Source organism: Nonomuraea purpurea (genome assembly GCF_042650645.1).
Lineage (GTDB): Bacteria > Actinomycetota > Actinomycetes > Streptosporangiales > Streptosporangiaceae > Nonomuraea > Nonomuraea purpurea.
In genome coordinates this window covers 92,996-107,156 of sequence record NZ_JBHSBI010000005.1, presented here as the reverse complement: position 1 = coordinate 107,156, position 14,161 = coordinate 92,996, and the positions used below count along the sequence as shown (strand labels likewise).

Here is a 14,161-nt window from a genome sequence, read left to right as displayed (position 1 = left end):
CTATTTCTTCCTGATCAGCGTCATCCCGTCGGCGACCGGCAGCACCAGGGCGCTCACCCGCGGATCCCCGATCACCAGCTCGTTGAACCGGCGGATGTCCACGGTCGTGGGCTCGTCGTGCCCGGGGTCGGCCACCCAGCCCCGCCGCAGCGTGTTGTCGGCCACGATCAGGCCGCCGGGCCGCAGCCGCTCCATCAGCAGCTCGTAGTAGCCCGGGTAGTTGCCCTTGTCGGCGTCGAGGAAGGCGAGGTCGATGGTCTGGTCGAAGGCGGCGAGCGTCTCCAGCGCCGGGCCGAGCGTGAGCGTCACGCGGTCGTCGACTCCGGCCGCCGTCCAGTAGCGGCGCGCGATCGACGTCCACTCCTCGCTCACGTCGAAGCAGTGCAGCCGCCCGCCGGACAGCCCGCGCGCGATGCAGACCGACGAATAGCCGGTGAACGTTCCGACCTCGACGGCCACCGAGGGGGCCAGGAGCTGGGTGATCATGGTCAGGAAGACGCCCTGGTCCGGAGAGATCTGCAGGCCTGCGTTGTCGCCCGTGGCCTCGACGGTCTCTTTCGCCAGCTCCTGCAATAGGGGGTCGGGCGGAGTGGAATGTTCGAGGACGTACCGGGCCACGGCCTGGTCAAGTAGGTATGCCTTCATGCGGACATTGTTTCCGTTTCGGGTAGGGTCTGCGCGATCTATGAGGTGAGGGTGGCTGATGATGAAGCGGTTGATGGTGGTCGCGGCCGCGTGCGTGGCGATCGCCGTTCTTGGGGTTCTGGCGTTCTCTTCGCCCGGTATGTCGTCCGACGGGGTACAGCTGAAACGGCAGGCCGACGGATCCATGGTCCTGGCCGACAGATCGAGCAAGGCGCCCGTCCTCGACGTGTTCGAGGACTTCGACTGCCCGGCCTGCAAGCAGATGCACACCAGGGTCGACGCCACGATCCAGCGCCTGGCCAGGGAGGGCAAGGTCAAGGTCGTCTTCCACGCGGTGACGATCTTCCGGGACGAGCCCATGCGCTCCAACTCCGTCCGGGCCGCCGCTGCCGCCCGCTGCCTTCCCGAGGCGAACTGGCTGGCCTTCAGAAACCAGCTGTACGCCATCCAGCCCGCGCCGCACGGCGTGGCCTCGGGCTTCACCGTCAAGGAGCTGATCGGGGCCGCCAAGAAGGCGGGGGCGTCCGTGGACACGTGCATCAGGTCGCAGTCGTACGCGAAGACGCACCTGGCGGAGACGGCCAAGCTCCCCATCCAGGCCACGCCGACCGTGCTGCTCGACGGGCAGATGCTGGACGTCGAGGTGTTCGGCCACCCGGCCGCGCTCGAACGCCTGATCACCGGCGGTGACGGCGTCACGGTATGACGGCCGCGTCCAGGGGGTGAGACCGATGTGCCAACTGGTGAACACGTATGGCAGACTGGACGGCACCATGTTCTACGGTCTGCTCATTATCGGCAGGCGCGCTGGCTGACAGAAGGACACCGCCAGCGCGCAGACCTCTCACGTCCGTGAGGGGTCTTTTTGTTTTCCCGGGGACGCTCCCAGAGAGAAGAGAGACTCATGGCCGACGACCGCTTCCACGTCTACGACACGACGCTGCGTGACGGCGCCCAGCAAGAGGGCCTGAACCTGACGGTCGCCGACAAACTCGCCGTCGCACGTCACCTGGACGGCCTGGGAGTCGGCTACATCGAAGGGGGCTGGCCGGGCGCAAATCCCAAGGACACCGAGTTCTTCAGACGCGCTCGAACAGAGCTCGATCTGAAACACGCGCAACTCGCCGCGTTCGGCGCGACCCGCCGGGCCGGTATGCGAGCAGCCGACGACCCACAGGTCGCCGCATTGCGCGAATCCGGCGCGCCGGTCGTGACCCTTGTCGCCAAGAGTCACGACCGGCACGTGGAACTGGCCCTGCGCACGACTCTCCAGGAGAACCTCGCGATGATCCGCGACACGGTCTCCCACCTGCGCGCGGAGGGCCAGCGGGTCTTCCTCGACGCCGAACACTTCTTCGACGGCTACCGGTCCAACCCCGCCTACGCGCTGGAGGTCATCAGGACCGCCGCGGAAGCCGGGGCCGACGTCATCGCCCTGTGCGACACCAACGGCGGCATGCTCCCCGACGAACTGGCCGACGTCGTCCACGAAGCCGTGCGGACCAGCGCCCGGGTCGGCATCCACTGCCACGACGACACCGGCTGCGCCGTCGCCAACACCCTGGCCGCCGTCAAGGCCGGAGCCACGCACGTACAGGGATGTGCCAACGGCTACGGCGAACGCTCAGGCAACGCCAACCTCTTCACCGTCGTCGCCAACCTCCAGCTCAAGCGCGGCTTCGACCTCGTCCCCCAGGACGCGCTCGCCGACATGACCCGCATCGCCCACGCGATCACCGAAGTCACCAACGTCACCCCCAACTCCCACGCCCCGTACGTCGGCACCTCCGCCTTCGCCCACAAGGCCGGCCTGCACGCCAGTGCCATCAAGGTCGACCCCAACCTCTACCAGCACATCGACCCGGCACTCGTCGGCAACGACATGCGCATGCTCGTCTCCGACATGGCAGGACGCGCCTCCGTCGAACTCAAGGGCCGCGCCCTGGGCTACGAACTCACTCCCGAACACACCAAGTCGCTGGTCGAGCGGGTCAAGGACCTGGAGTCGCGGGGCTTCACCTTCGAGGCCGCCGACGCCTCCTTCGAACTGCTCCTGCGCGACACCGTCCACGGCGAGCGCAAGCGCCACTTCGACGTCGAATCCTGGCGCGTCATCATCGAACGCACCAAGGGCGGCGAACTCGTCAGCGAGGCCACCGTCAAACTGCACGCCAAGGGCGAGCGCATCGTCGCCACCGGCGAGGGCAACGGCCCCGTCAACGCCCTGGACAAGGCCGTACGCCTGGCGCTGGAGCAGCTCTACCCCGAGCTCGCCAAACTGGAACTGGTCGACTACAAGGTCCGCATACTCGAGGGCACGCACGGCACGGACGCCATCACCCGCGTCCTCATCACCTCCAGCGACGACACGGCCGAGTGGGCCACGGTGGGGGTCGCCGAGAACATCATCGACGCGTCGTGGCAGGCATTGGAGCAGGCAGTAACCTACGGCCTCCTCCGAGCCGGCCGCGAAACCCCCTGACCACCCAAGCGCTAAGCACTCGCCGCAGGCGCTCCCGGCCACAGCAGCGCCTGCGCGACGATCACCCGTTCACCGTTGAACGTCACAGCGGGGCCTTCGTGCAGGCGGTACCCAAGCGCGATCGCCTCGCTGATCCGACGGCAGAAGGCCTCATCATCGGGGCCTGTCAGTACCCGGTAGACGGGCAGGCCATCCGGGGGCGCGCTCATAGCGTCTTCACACCAGTCGACATGACTCCTCCCTATCACGCCCGATCACAAGTCGGGCAGAGAGCTGAGATCCCAGGCACACACCACGCCGTCCCGCCCCGCCGTCAGAGCGACTTCGCAGCCGTCCAGCACGGCGGTGACCACGGACTCGACCGCGCCTTGGTGTCCACGCAAGGGACCCCCGATCGGCGTCCCCTCAGCCAGGTCCCATATGCGCACAGTCCGGTCCTTTGAGCCGGTCACCGCAACAGGCCGGCCCGCCACCGTGATGACGTCCATGGCCAGGACCTGGTCCTCGTGCCCGATGAGCGGATCGTAAATCGGGTCGCCGTCCTCGTCCTCGGAGATCTCCCAGACGTAGATGCCGGGACCGGCCGCGGCGACGATCGGACGGCCGTCGAGGCACGACAGCGCGACCGCCTGCGCGTCAGCGTTCGTTCGTGGCCGCCTGCCGCCGGCACGACGCGTCCGTCGGTGACGGCTGCGGCCACCACGTGGAGGCAGTTCTCGGCATCGGGGTATTCGGCGGCGAGGGGGTCCGGGGCAAAGGCGTACGCCAGGGTGCGTTCCTGCCAGAAGTCGCGCGACGGGTCCCAGGTCCACACGGCTCCGTACCAGTTCGCGCAGACCACGAACATGTCTCCGCCGACTTCGACCACCGACATATCCATGATCGGTGTCGAGGAAGGCACCTTACTGCTCGCAAGCATCGATATGTCGGGCACCGGGCCAGCGTAGTGCTGGGCTCCGCCCTTGCTTCATGGTCTGTCAGCCGCTGTGGCCGTCCTGATTCGCCCACCTCAGAGCGTGTTCTGACCTACATTCATGCTGTGAGCATCAGCGATGCCGGCGCAGTGACCTTTTCTGACTTGTCGAGGAACCTCAGGGCAGTCGCCGAGCGTGCGGCACGCCTGGGAGGCGTGCGGATAACACATCGGGATGCTCCCGACTTCGACCTGACGGCAGCGGACCGCGAAGAGGGGCGCGAACGGACGTTCGCCACCACATCCCGGCTGTTCCTCGCCTTCATCAAGCACGATCCCACCGCGCGTGCACTGGTCATCGCCATGCCGGAGGTCTTCCCTCGGGTTCGCCACCTGTCCCCGGACGAGCTGCGTGCCTTCACCCTGGAACTGGTCGATGCGCTTTCGGACGCGGCCGAGCTGGATGTCGACGTCACGACCCAGGAGGTCATCGCGGGCTGGCGAGCCACCGCCAGGATCAAGGCCGACCCTGCGCACTACGCCAAGGCACGCAAGCCCACGAGCGGCGACTTCGGGCCGGTACAGGTTTCGGCATGAGCCCGAAGCGCGGAGCTCGAGTTACCGTGCCACCGCCGGATGGCACGTCATCGTCCGAGCGTGTCTGGGGCGGGGCTGCACCTTGGTCGGGTGCGGAGACCTGAAAGGCTTCTGATGGGACGAGTCGAGTACTGGAACGACCCGGACGCCCCGAAAGCGAACAGCCTGGTGCCGGCCTGCGGCACGGTGACCGTGGACGACGCCGGACGCATCCTCATGCAGCGCCGCCGTGACACCGGCCAGTGGGCGCTGCCCATGGGCAAGATGGAGATCGGAGAGACGCCGTCCCAGTGCGCCGTGCGGGAGACTGAGGAGGAGACCGGCGTCCGCGTCGAGGCCGTGGGCATCCTGGGGATCTACTCCGACCCGGGCCACATCGTCGCCTACAGCGACGGCGAGATCCGCCAGGAGTACGAGGTGATGCTGATCGCCCGTCCGGTCGGCGGCCGACCGGAGGCCAACGACGAGGCCAGTGATGTCCGCTGGGTGGAGCCGGGAGATCTGCACTCTCTGGACATCCACCCCACGCAATGGCGGCAGCTCAACGACTATCTAGAGCGTGCGTACCCACACGTCGATTGAACCTATGTGGTCAAGACTCGTGGGCGGCGCCATCCCACGCGATCCGGAAACGGATGTCTGTCGCAAGCCTGTTGCGGATGACGCCCAGAGGCCTGCGACTGCCGGTGAACCGTGCCACCGCCGGATGACCGAGTGGGATGTCCGGTTCGGTCCCAGCGACGCGGTCGAGGGCTGGGAGGAGTTGTGCCGTCACGCCTTGGCCAATACGCGCCGATGCTTCGAAGTCCTGCGGGTTGATCCCCGTTCGCGCTCCAGCCATGACCATCAGCATCGCCTGTGCGGCGATCTCGCGACGCAGCGCCATGGCGGTGTCAGGGGTGTCCTGTCCGATCGACCCGGCCATGGACGGCCATGGCGAATTGACTCGATGACACGATAATGGTGTCATCAAGTCATGCTCTATGGGACGCCCAAACTGACCGATGCCGACCTTCGTGTGGTCGAAGAGATCGAAGAGATGCGGCACGACCTGCGCATGCACATCCGCCCCCAAGAGCGGTGGACGAAGCAGCTGCGCCGGAGCCTCACCGCCAGGGCCATCGTCGGCTCGAACACCATCGAAGGGTACGCGGCGTCGGTCGAAGACGTGGAGGCGCTCATGGCGGGAGAGGCGCCTCTGGAAACCAGCGACGCGACCCGCAGGGAGTTGGAGGGTTATCGGCGGGCGATGACCTACATTCAGGCGCTCTCCGACGCCGGCGCGGAGTTCAGCTACGACCTCGGCCTGCTGAACGGCCTGCACTTCATGACGCAGGAGCATCACTCAAGGAAACGGCCGGGCCGCCTTCGGCAGGGTCCGGTCTATGTCACAAGCCCTGACGACCCATCGGTCGCGGCTTACACGGGGCCAGATCACAAAGTGGTACCCGGCCTCATGACTGAGCTCATTCAATGGCTCAATGAAGGTGATGTGGACGCCCCAGTCCATGTTCGGGCATCAATGGCGCACTTGAACCTGGTGAACATCCATCCCTGGGCGGATGGAAACGGGCGCATGTCCCGGGCGCTGTCAACGCTGGTCTTCGCCAGGGAAGCCCTGCTCCCTCCGGAGTTCTCCTCCATCGAGGAGTGGCTGGGCAGAGGGCAGAACACCTACGCCTACTACCAGATCCTGGGAGAGGTGGGTGGTCCGGAATGGAGCCCTCGCCGATCGACACATGGGTGGATCACATTCTGTTTGCGTGCCCACCACCTCCAGGCTCAACAGGCGAAGCGCAGAGTCGATCTTCTGAGCCGGGCATGGTCCGCGCTGTCGGAGGCAGCCGTCGCAGACGGTCTTGACGAGCGAACCGTCTTCGCTCTCCTGCCTGCCTTCTGGACGTCGCGCGTACGACGGACCGTATACCAGCAGGACGCAGAACTCAGCCCTCAGCAGGCCGTGCGCGATATCCGAGAGATGTGCCGCCTCAATTGGCTGACACCCGAGGGGCAGGCGAGAGGCCGTTACTATGTGGCCGGCCCGGCTATGCAGCCCATCGTGGAGTCTGTCAAACAGTCGACGAAACCCTACGCCGATCCTTATCGAAGTCGCCGAACGTCGTGATGAGACAAATCACAACACTAAAACATCCCGTTCGGCACGTCAGAGGATTCGGGAACCGGCTGCACCACATCCCAGTGCTCGACAATCTGCCCGTCCACCAGTCGCCACAGATCAACGACCGCGTGCCCGCGCCCGCCGTCCCCCGTATCCATGTGATAGTGAACGACCACGTACTCGGCATCGGCGACGATCCGCTTGAGATCCAGCCGCGACCGGGCGACCGGCGAGTTCGCGATGAACTCGACGAACGCGTCCCGCCCGGACGGATTTCCCGGGCTGTGCTCGACGAAATCCTCCCGAAGGAGAGTTCGCAGAATGTCGACGTTTCCCGCCGCGAACTCCTTGAAGCCGCGCAGGACCAATTCTCTGTTGCGTTCGGCGACGCTGTTCTCGCTCATGCGAACCACCCTCGTGGATGGGGTCGAGTCCTGTCGATTACATGCGATGTAATGGACAAGACCGTAGAGGGAGCTGATAAGCGGCAGACCGCTGGTGCGTGTGCGAGGCCGTCACCGTTCTGCGGAAACGACGAGATCGCCCGAGGAGGTGAAGGGTTCATGGCACGACAGCGAGGCCGGTCACGCCCGTCCGGGATCTACGCGGCCGGACCACAGGTGTTCCGGTTCTATCCCGACGGCGTCGTGCTGGATGTGCTGGTCAAGCCCCCTCCAGGACCCGATGAAGGCCAGGCCGTCGCCGCGTGGCTCCACCGCGACGCGCCGGCACCGCTCAACGGAGTTCACGTCGCGCGCTATGACTTCTCCGAGGGAGCCATCTCCTTCACCACACGAAGTCACTTCCACAACGGAGTCATTGACCTGCGTGGATCCTGGCGCCGGGACTACCTCACGCTCGACCTGCGCGACGCGGGTCGAGTGCAACCCGGTCTGCGTTTCGTCCGCATCTGGCCCATCTGAACGGCCAACGGGACTTACTCCCCGAAAGACGCCATAGACATGGCCCCGTCTCTCCGCCGCGCCTCACCCGATGGTAGCATTCTGCTTACGCAATGCTACTGAATGTAGTTTATTGGACTACCGTCCGAGACGTGATGCACTGCGGACTTTCATGCTGACGCGGTGGGCCGCCGGGGTGGCCGTCGGCGTCCTCCTGACCTCCGCCCCCGCTGACTGCAGTGCTGGACGCGTCAGCAGCAGCCATCCCGAGGGCAGACATGGTTGCCGGAACTCATGGGCTCCCCTGGTCGCCGTCAGGTTCGGAACTGCCGAGCCTCGCGTTAGAGCAAGCCTGCGCGTCAAATGCGACCAGATCGTCATGATGACATTCCACGCCCGCATCGCCATCGACCACAAGGACAGCCGACTGGGCGACTGGTACGAGATCGCCCACGACTATTACGAGCAGCTCCCCGGGCTGGCGAACTCCTACCCGCTGACGTCCGCTCCCTGCCGGGATGGCTACTACCGGGCGCGAGCCTCCATCACAGGCACATTCACCAACGGGGAGCCGTACACCGTGAAAGACGAGTCGGGCACGACCAGCGTGGACTGTGAGCATCCGGAATCGGTCACATGACCGCGTCGGGGTCTCCCCCATGCGAGCAGGTGATCCCCTTGTTGGGATGCGGGGGGACGACACCGAGCGCCCAGTTGCCGGCGGCCTCATGCATGTGGTGCGGGATGTTGACCGTGCTGTACGCCGGCGGCGTGGACAAGTCTGGGTAGCGCCCGGCCCAAACTCCCCAGCCATCGCCCCACCAGGCGATCCGCCACACCTGGCGGCCCTCGTCGACGGACGCCAGGTTCTCCATGGGGAAGTCGTCATCATCGCCACGGCCCTGCCACCACCACCTGCGCCGATCAGGGCGGTAGTAGAACTCTTGGCGGTTCCTGGAGCTGAGACGGAACATGCATACAGCATCGCATCACACACAGTCATTTAGCGCATGGATAGATGACCGGGGTTCGCCGAGACGTTGCCCGTTCTGGCCCGGCAGCCAATTACTCCAGCCGCACTTATCGATCTTTGAGTTGTCATCGCCGGTAGTGACTTTGGCGGGTTTGGTGGTGTCGTCACCAGTGTGACCAGTGCAAGATGCGGCCTTCGTTGATGGGTGGCCGGGAGCGAAGATCTCGTTTTCGAGTCCAGGTGGGAGTGGAGCGCCACGTGCTCGGCATCGGCGACGACTCGCTTGAGATCGAGCCGCGACCGGGCGACCGGCGAGTTCGCGGCGCATCCGCCCGTCTCACATTCCATGTCGCGGAATGTGCAACCGCCGGACTGACTGGTGTGGCGAGCGGATACAACTGAGGAATGCAACGCGATCGCTCGGTGGGGACCCTGCTGCGGGAGTGGCGGAACCGTCGCCGCCTGACCCAGCTCGACCTGGCCATACAGGCGAACGTGTCCACCCGGCACATCAGCTTCGTCGAAACGGGACGTACGACTCCCAGCCGCCCCATGCTCCTTCACCTGGCCCAACACCTCGACGTACCACTACGGGAACGTAACAAACTCCTGGTGGCGGCCGGATACGCCCCCGTGTACGCGCGCCGCCCCCTGGAGGATCCGGAGCTGGCCACGGCATATGACGCCGTCCAACGGGTGTTACGCGAGCACGAGCCGTTCCCGGCGGTCGCCGTGGACCATCGCTGGAACGTTCTCCTGGCCAACTCCGCCCTGGGGATCTTCCTGGACGGAGTCGACCCCGCGCTGCTGGAGCCGCCGGTCAACATGATGCGGCTGGGCATGGACCCGCGCGGCTTCGCGCCGCGGCTGCGGAATCTGGGTCAGGTACGCGCGTACCTGCTCCCGAGGCTCGCCCGCCAGGCCGCCCGCACCGGCGACCCCGAGCTGAGCTCCCTGTATGAGGAACTACGCTCGTACGGCGCCGGCGACGATCCTCCGACGGCCGGCCCCGCCGACATCGCGATGCCCATCCGCCTCTGCCACGACGGGGCCGAACTCTCCTTCTTCAGCACGATCACCACGTTCGGCGCGGCTTTCGACATCACCCTCGAAGAGATCGCCGTCGAATCCCTCTTCCCCGCCGACGCCGAAACCACCGCCTATCTACGCCGATCAGCCGCCTCCTCACCGCCCTAGCCAACCGGCCCGGCGACCTCCCTGCGCGGACCATCTCCGACGCAATCCGGACGTCCTCTTCATGCAGCAGCGGGACGGGCGGCGTTCGGCGGGTTTGCGGGACCGGGGCGTGCAGGCGGGTCCGGGTTCGGGTACAGGCCCCACCATCTGCCGCCGCGCTGATCGCCACGGACGCGGCTTTCCAGGCTGCGTTCCGACAGGACGAAGCGCGTACGTCCGTTCTGACCGGTACGGCGGTGCCGAGCGCCGGCGCGACTCGCCTCACCCAATGTCAGCAGCGAGGCGAGTGCGAATCATCCGCAGAGCAGCGAGACAGCACGCATGACGGCAATCTTGCGACATATCCGAACCCGATGCGCGCCCACCGCGTAGCCAGGCGACGGGTGGGCGTCGGCGGCCCACCCGTAGCACGGTCAGAGGAGGTTGGTGGAGAAGGTGGTGCCGTCGACGGTGAGTTTGCCGCCGGCGCACGACACCTTGGGCGAGTCCGTACCCGGCACGATCACCGTGAGCAGGGACTTCGCCGCCGGCGAGAGCACGACGTTGGTCGGCTTCTTCGACAGGTACGTCGGCGACACCCAGCCCAGCTTCCCGCCCCGCTCAACCTTCTGCCCGCCGGCCTTGGAGCAGGAGGTCAGCTGGAGCATCGTGACCTTGAACTTGCCGTCCCCGAGCACGACCTTGCCCCCGCCGTTGGAGACGACCTTCAGCGACGGGTCGAAGCGCCACACGTTCTTGATCTTCTTGCCGCCGGAGGCGGTGTCGAGCACCGCCATGAGGTCCTCGCCGTGGTTGACCAGCACCGATCGGGTACGGCTGACGCCGTAGGCCTGGTCGGTCAGCTTGAAGGCCTGGCGGTCCTTGCCGTAGTCGGTCTTGACGAGTTTGGAGGCCGTACGGGGCTTGAAGCGCGCGCCCACGACGGTGGGCACGTTGTGGGCCTCGGGCGAGAGCGTCCAGTGGCGGTAGGCGCTCTTCTCATAGGAGTGGAACCCGCCGTCGACCAGGATGTCGCGCCCCTGCGCGTAGTACGTCACGCCCAGGTGGTCCTCGTGGCCGTGGAACTTCATCCCCGGGCCGAACCTGATCGAGTAGAAGGCCGACTCCGGCTTGCCGAACGCCGTGCGCCCGAACACGTAGCCCGCCCGGTACGTCTTGACCTCCTGCTTCGGCGTGCCGGTCTCCATCTTGGGCTCGACCTCGGCGCTGCCGTCGCCGATGGGCACCATGTAGCCGTTGGGCATCGTGGAGTGGGCGACGAAGTCCTTCATCGCCTCGGTGCGTTCGGCGATGTCGCCTGGCACCTTGCGCCCGCAGGACTTCATGTTGGTCATCGCGACCTGCAGCCGCCCGTAGACGTACACCGCGTACCGAGGCGCCTGTTCCATGAGCGCGCCCTGCGAGTCGACGTCGAGCTTGACCGTGCCGGTCAGGCGCTTGGAGGCGAGGTTCGCCCAGTCCTTGCGGCCGTACCTGCAGCCGATGCCCATGAGGGCGATGTCCTGGTCGATGCCGTGGTTGTGGCCCTTCTTGTACAGGCGGGGGTCCGACAGGAGCCCCGCGTGCGTGGCCAGGCTGTCCTTCAGCCAGCTCTCGTTGACGTGCTTGCTCAGGCAGAGCAGCGGCTGCGTGCGCAGCGAGACGGGGTGGTCCTTCCAGACGTACGGCTTCGTGCCGCGGGCGCCGTACTTGTTGTTGGCGACCCAGTCCTTGGTGATCTCCGTCGCGCGGTCCAGGTAGCGCCGTTCGCCGCTGTTCTCGTAGGCGACGACGAGCGTGCCCATCCAGCGCAACGACTGGAAGACGAACTCCCACGAGCGGTTCCCGTACGGGCTCGCACCCCAGTTGATCTTCTTGCCGAGTTTGAAGTCCGGCAGGCCCACCAGCGAGATCTCGCCTCGCATGACGTCGTCGGCCGTCGGTGTGCCCGGCAGCCAGTCGCCCTGGCACTCGGCGGTGCGGGTGACCTTGTCGGCGTGCGCGGCAGGGCTCGTAAGAGCTCCTAATGCGAGCATCAGGGCAAGAGGTATCGCAAACCGGCGCACGCCAGTTCCTTCCGGGACAAATGATGAGGGCGGGACATGCTTTCGGACCTTTGATCAACTGGTCAAGTTGATTGTCCGATTCGTTAGCCGCCCGATGCGGCGTCGCCGCCATCCCTGCTGGCGGCGGCGTACCCGTCACGACATGCTGGGGTCGTGACATTCGACGACCTCGTGACCCCGGACACACCCGCCTGCCGCGGCGCGCTCGAAGTGGCCGCCCGTTACCACTCGCCGTCCCTGCTCAACCACTCGATCCGCGCCTACCTGTGGGCGGCCGCCTACGCCAGGGAGCGCGGCATCACGTTCGACGCCGAACTGCTCTACGTCTCGGCCATGCTGCACGACATCGGGCTGGTCGCCGAGTTCGACAGCCACACGGTGCCCTACGAGGAGGCGGGCGGGCACGTGGCCTGGGCGTTCTGCGCCGGGGCCGGCTGGTCGCCGGAGCGGCGGACCCGCGCCTGCGAGGTGATCATCCGGCACATGTGGGAGGAGGTCCCCCTGGAGGACGACCCGGAGGGGCATCTGCTGGAGCTGTCCACCGGCATGGACATCTCGGGCCGCCGCACCGAGGACCTCCCCGAGGCGATCCGCAAAGAGGTCCTGGAGCGCCATCCCCGGCTGGAGATCGCCAAGGAGTTCGCGGCCTGCATCTCGGACCAGGGCGCGCGCAAGCCGTCGAGCTTCGCCGGACAGTTCGTCCGCGGCGGCATCCTCGACCGGATCGCGCGCAACCCGCTCGACTGATTCCTCCGCCGGGCCGCGCGCTGAAGTGATCCGTCAGGACTTGGGGCCGGCGCTCTCGGCGACCTCGAAGCTCCACAGCTCGGAGCCCGTCGCCGCGGGCCCATGCCCGTGGCCGTGACCCTGGCCCTGAGCGGCGGCTGCGGCCTGGGCGTGGCCGCGCTGGAACGCCTCGCCCTGCTGCCACTTCTGGAAGTCCTCCTCGCTGCGCCAGCGCGTGTAGACGAGGTAGCGATCCGTGCCCTCCACCGGCCGCAGCAGCTCGAACCACTCGAAGCCGTCGGCCGAGTCCACCATCCCCGCCCGCTTGGCGAAACGGCGTTCCAGCTCCTCGCGCATCTCGTCGGGCACGGTCAGCACGTTGATCTTCACGACGGACATCTTGGGGCCCCTCTCGTCAGCGCACCACTCGGTGCGGCGCGGATGAGGGCTCCAGGCTAACGCGGGCCAGCGCCGGTACCCGATCCCGGTCCAGCGCGTCGGCCAGGTGCGGGAGAACCGTCGTGGACAGGTGCCTGGTGAGCTCCTCCATCGGCGCCGCTTCATCGGCGACCAGGTTCAGCCGCGCCTCGGCGCCCGCCAGGCGCGGCTGCGCGCTCAGCACGACGGGGCTCGACTCGACGTCGGCCGCAAGGGCGTGCGCCATGCCGTCGGCGGAGACCTCGGTAACGCCGGCGGGGCCGCTCTCCAGGCGCACGGGGCGGCGTGCGTCCCTGCGGGCCTGCGCCAACAGCCACCGCAGCCCGAGCAGCGCCACGACGATCCCGGCCGCCGCCACCGCCCACCAGATCCATGGGCTCGTGTGCGCGAAGAAGTCCCGGACGTTGGCGTCCACGATGGGGGTCCGCGCGGCGGCCCAATCCTGTGAGTACGCGCCCAGCCCACGGGCCAGGGCGAGCCCGCCGAGGACCGTCAGCACCAGCCCGACCAGCGCCAGTCCCAGCCGGTTGACTCCTCTGATCCTCCTGTTCATTTGCGTTCCCTGACGTTGACGACCACCCGGTAGGGCTTGACCAGGTCCAGCGCCGTCAGCCTGGCGAGCGCGGCGTCATGGACGTTCTGGCCGATCCCGTTGTCCGGCCCCTCGATGAGCGGCCTGACAGTGATCTTGGCACCGCGCAGAGCGGCACGGGCCGAGAGCACGCCGGGAACGTCCTCGGCCGCGTGTGCCAGCGCCCTGCTGACGGTCTTGGGACGCAGGCCGACGATCAGGGAGGAGTCCCCCGTGTGTACCGGCATCATCTTCGGACGGCCCGGCACCAGCGCCGTCGCCAGCAGGGCGAGCCCGACCAGCGCCACGATCGCGGAGATGGCCAGGGCCTGCGGGTCCGACCACAATGTTCTGGAGGCCCAGGCCGACATCGCGTCATAGGGGAGCAGCCGCAGCGGCCGGCCGAGGAGGGCGGAGATCGTCTCGGCGGCGACGAGCAGGCCCAGGAGCGTGAGCAGCACCGCCACCACGATGGCGGGAATCCTCAGATACGACCGGAACGCCCTGATCGCGGCCCGGTCGGCCGCCTTGTTCCGCGGCCTGGGCATCACGG

At 66.9% G+C, this 14,161-nt stretch carries 19 protein-coding genes; 9 read left to right on the top strand and 10 right to left on the bottom strand.

The window, feature by feature from the left end; all coding sequences use genetic code 11:
* A complete protein-coding gene (locus ACFOY2_RS11725; RefSeq protein WP_379527998.1) occupies window positions 1–645 on the bottom strand; it encodes an O-methyltransferase in 645 nt (214 codons plus the stop codon).
* 58 nt (window positions 646–703) lie between these two features.
* On the opposite strand from ACFOY2_RS11725, the gene ACFOY2_RS11720 reads away from it, so the two are divergent.
* Both ACFOY2_RS11720 and cimA read left to right on the top strand, forming a co-directional pair.
* Window positions 704–1,351: a DsbA family protein gene (locus ACFOY2_RS11720; RefSeq protein WP_379527997.1), complete on the top strand. Its 648-nt coding sequence runs from the start codon at window positions 704–706 to the stop codon at window positions 1,349–1,351.
* Window positions 1,352–1,549: 198 nt separating this feature from the next.
* On the top strand, window positions 1,550–3,127 hold the full coding sequence (gene cimA, locus ACFOY2_RS11715) for a citramalate synthase (RefSeq protein ID WP_379527996.1): 1,578 nt from the start codon (window positions 1,550–1,552) through the stop codon (window positions 3,125–3,127).
* Window positions 3,128–3,138: 11 nt separating this feature from the next.
* Here cimA and ACFOY2_RS11710 read toward each other — a convergent pair whose 3' ends face one another.
* Together ACFOY2_RS11710 and ACFOY2_RS11705 are read right to left on the bottom strand one after the other, a co-directional pair.
* On the bottom strand, window positions 3,139–3,336 hold the full coding sequence (locus ACFOY2_RS11710) for a DUF1737 domain-containing protein (protein ID WP_379527995.1): 198 nt from the start codon (window positions 3,334–3,336) through the stop codon (window positions 3,139–3,141).
* Between the two features lie 45 nt (window positions 3,337–3,381).
* Window positions 3,382–3,939 (bottom strand): WD40 repeat domain-containing protein, encoded by a 558-nt coding sequence (locus ACFOY2_RS11705; protein ID WP_379527994.1) that lies wholly within the window; start codon window positions 3,937–3,939, stop codon window positions 3,382–3,384.
* A 227-nt stretch (window positions 3,940–4,166) separates the two neighbouring features.
* Between ACFOY2_RS11705 and ACFOY2_RS11700 the strand changes: the two genes are divergently transcribed.
* Complete coding sequence (locus ACFOY2_RS11700) at window positions 4,167–4,637, top strand: hypothetical protein (RefSeq protein WP_379527993.1); 471 nt, start codon at window positions 4,167–4,169, stop codon at window positions 4,635–4,637.
* Window positions 4,638–4,751: 114 nt separating this feature from the next.
* On the top strand, window positions 4,752–5,219 hold the full coding sequence (locus tag ACFOY2_RS11695) for an NUDIX hydrolase (protein WP_379527992.1): 468 nt from the start codon (window positions 4,752–4,754) through the stop codon (window positions 5,217–5,219).
* 10 nt (window positions 5,220–5,229) lie between these two features.
* On the opposite strand, the gene ACFOY2_RS11690 is transcribed toward ACFOY2_RS11695, so the two are convergent.
* A complete protein-coding gene (locus ACFOY2_RS11690; RefSeq protein WP_379527991.1) occupies window positions 5,230–5,562 on the bottom strand; it encodes a hypothetical protein in 333 nt (110 codons plus the stop codon).
* Between the two features lie 51 nt (window positions 5,563–5,613).
* On the opposite strand from ACFOY2_RS11690, the gene ACFOY2_RS11685 reads away from it, so the two are divergent.
* Complete coding sequence (locus tag ACFOY2_RS11685) at window positions 5,614–6,762, top strand: Fic family protein (RefSeq protein ID WP_379527990.1); 1,149 nt, start codon at window positions 5,614–5,616, stop codon at window positions 6,760–6,762.
* Window positions 6,763–6,779: 17 nt separating this feature from the next.
* Here the strand turns inward: ACFOY2_RS11685 and ACFOY2_RS11680 are convergent, their stop codons facing one another.
* Entirely contained in the window at window positions 6,780–7,160 is a 381-nt protein-coding gene (locus ACFOY2_RS11680; protein ID WP_379527989.1) for a nuclear transport factor 2 family protein, read from the bottom strand.
* A 159-nt stretch (window positions 7,161–7,319) separates the two neighbouring features.
* Here ACFOY2_RS11680 and ACFOY2_RS11675 point away from each other — a divergent pair, with 159 nt between their 5' ends.
* Complete coding sequence (locus tag ACFOY2_RS11675; RefSeq protein WP_379527988.1) at window positions 7,320–7,679, top strand: hypothetical protein; 360 nt, start codon at window positions 7,320–7,322, stop codon at window positions 7,677–7,679.
* Window positions 7,680–8,037: 358 nt separating this feature from the next.
* A complete protein-coding gene (locus tag ACFOY2_RS11670; RefSeq protein WP_379527987.1) occupies window positions 8,038–8,298 on the top strand; it encodes a hypothetical protein in 261 nt (86 codons plus the stop codon).
* Here ACFOY2_RS11670 and ACFOY2_RS11665 read toward each other — a convergent pair.
* On the bottom strand, window positions 8,291–8,632 hold the full coding sequence (locus tag ACFOY2_RS11665) for a hypothetical protein (protein ID WP_379527986.1): 342 nt from the start codon (window positions 8,630–8,632) through the stop codon (window positions 8,291–8,293). The genes ACFOY2_RS11670 and ACFOY2_RS11665 overlap by 8 nt on opposite strands.
* Window positions 8,633–9,036: 404 nt before the next feature.
* Here ACFOY2_RS11665 and ACFOY2_RS11660 point away from each other — a divergent pair, with 404 nt between their 5' ends.
* Window positions 9,037–9,828: a helix-turn-helix domain-containing protein gene (locus ACFOY2_RS11660; RefSeq protein WP_379527985.1), complete on the top strand. Its 792-nt coding sequence runs from the start codon at window positions 9,037–9,039 to the stop codon at window positions 9,826–9,828.
* Window positions 9,829–10,241: 413 nt separating this feature from the next.
* Here ACFOY2_RS11660 and ACFOY2_RS11655 read toward each other — a convergent pair whose 3' ends face one another.
* On the bottom strand, window positions 10,242–11,843 hold the full coding sequence (locus ACFOY2_RS11655; RefSeq protein WP_379527984.1) for a heparinase II/III family protein: 1,602 nt from the start codon (window positions 11,841–11,843) through the stop codon (window positions 10,242–10,244).
* 183 nt (window positions 11,844–12,026) lie between these two features.
* Here ACFOY2_RS11655 and ACFOY2_RS11650 point away from each other — a divergent pair, with 183 nt between their 5' ends.
* Complete coding sequence (locus tag ACFOY2_RS11650; protein ID WP_379527983.1) at window positions 12,027–12,620, top strand: HD domain-containing protein; 594 nt, start codon at window positions 12,027–12,029, stop codon at window positions 12,618–12,620.
* Window positions 12,621–12,653: 33 nt separating this feature from the next.
* Here ACFOY2_RS11650 and ACFOY2_RS11645 read toward each other — a convergent pair whose 3' ends face one another.
* From ACFOY2_RS11645 to ACFOY2_RS11635, 3 genes are read right to left on the bottom strand one after another with little or no spacing between them, the layout of a single operon-like run.
* Window positions 12,654–12,998, bottom strand: coding sequence for an antibiotic biosynthesis monooxygenase family protein (locus ACFOY2_RS11645; RefSeq protein WP_379527982.1), 345 nt, complete (start codon window positions 12,996–12,998; stop codon window positions 12,654–12,656).
* A 16-nt stretch (window positions 12,999–13,014) separates the two neighbouring features.
* The gene (locus tag ACFOY2_RS11640; RefSeq protein ID WP_379527981.1) at window positions 13,015–13,590 is read right to left on the bottom strand and encodes a hypothetical protein; all 576 of its coding nucleotides are present in this window, start codon (window positions 13,588–13,590) and stop codon (window positions 13,015–13,017) included.
* On the bottom strand, window positions 13,587–14,156 hold the full coding sequence (locus tag ACFOY2_RS11635; RefSeq protein ID WP_379527980.1) for a DUF6286 domain-containing protein: 570 nt from the start codon (window positions 14,154–14,156) through the stop codon (window positions 13,587–13,589). The genes ACFOY2_RS11640 and ACFOY2_RS11635 overlap by 4 nt, the downstream gene beginning before the upstream one ends.
* Window positions 14,157–14,161: the final 5 nt, after the last annotated feature.

Excerpts from the sequence above, each read along its gene's own strand:
- ACFOY2_RS11725 (WP_379527998.1), bottom strand. The coding sequence starts at position 645 with ATGAAGGCATACCTACTTGACCAGGCCGTGGCCCGGTACGTCCTCGAA.
- ACFOY2_RS11720 (WP_379527997.1), top strand. The coding sequence starts at position 704 with ATGATGAAGCGGTTGATGGTGGTCGCGGCCGCGTGCGTGGCGATCGCC.
- cimA (WP_379527996.1), top strand. The coding sequence starts at position 1,550 with ATGGCCGACGACCGCTTCCACGTCTACGACACGACGCTGCGTGACGGC.
- ACFOY2_RS11710 (WP_379527995.1), bottom strand. The coding sequence starts at position 3,336 with ATGAGCGCGCCCCCGGATGGCCTGCCCGTCTACCGGGTACTGACAGGC.
- ACFOY2_RS11695 (WP_379527992.1), top strand. The coding sequence starts at position 4,752 with ATGGGACGAGTCGAGTACTGGAACGACCCGGACGCCCCGAAAGCGAAC.
- ACFOY2_RS11690 (WP_379527991.1), bottom strand. The coding sequence starts at position 5,562 with ATGGCCGGGTCGATCGGACAGGACACCCCTGACACCGCCATGGCGCTG.
- ACFOY2_RS11685 (WP_379527990.1), top strand. The coding sequence starts at position 5,614 with ATGCTCTATGGGACGCCCAAACTGACCGATGCCGACCTTCGTGTGGTC.
- ACFOY2_RS11680 (WP_379527989.1), bottom strand. The coding sequence starts at position 7,160 with ATGAGCGAGAACAGCGTCGCCGAACGCAACAGAGAATTGGTCCTGCGC.
- ACFOY2_RS11675 (WP_379527988.1), top strand. The coding sequence starts at position 7,320 with ATGGCACGACAGCGAGGCCGGTCACGCCCGTCCGGGATCTACGCGGCC.
- ACFOY2_RS11670 (WP_379527987.1), top strand. The coding sequence starts at position 8,038 with ATGATGACATTCCACGCCCGCATCGCCATCGACCACAAGGACAGCCGA.
- ACFOY2_RS11665 (WP_379527986.1), bottom strand. The coding sequence starts at position 8,632 with ATGTTCCGTCTCAGCTCCAGGAACCGCCAAGAGTTCTACTACCGCCCT.
- ACFOY2_RS11660 (WP_379527985.1), top strand. The coding sequence starts at position 9,037 with ATGCAACGCGATCGCTCGGTGGGGACCCTGCTGCGGGAGTGGCGGAAC.
- ACFOY2_RS11655 (WP_379527984.1), bottom strand. The coding sequence starts at position 11,843 with ATGCTCGCATTAGGAGCTCTTACGAGCCCTGCCGCGCACGCCGACAAG.
- ACFOY2_RS11645 (WP_379527982.1), bottom strand. The coding sequence starts at position 12,998 with ATGTCCGTCGTGAAGATCAACGTGCTGACCGTGCCCGACGAGATGCGC.
- ACFOY2_RS11640 (WP_379527981.1), bottom strand. The coding sequence starts at position 13,590 with ATGAACAGGAGGATCAGAGGAGTCAACCGGCTGGGACTGGCGCTGGTC.
- ACFOY2_RS11635 (WP_379527980.1), bottom strand. The coding sequence starts at position 14,156 with ATGCCCAGGCCGCGGAACAAGGCGGCCGACCGGGCCGCGATCAGGGCG.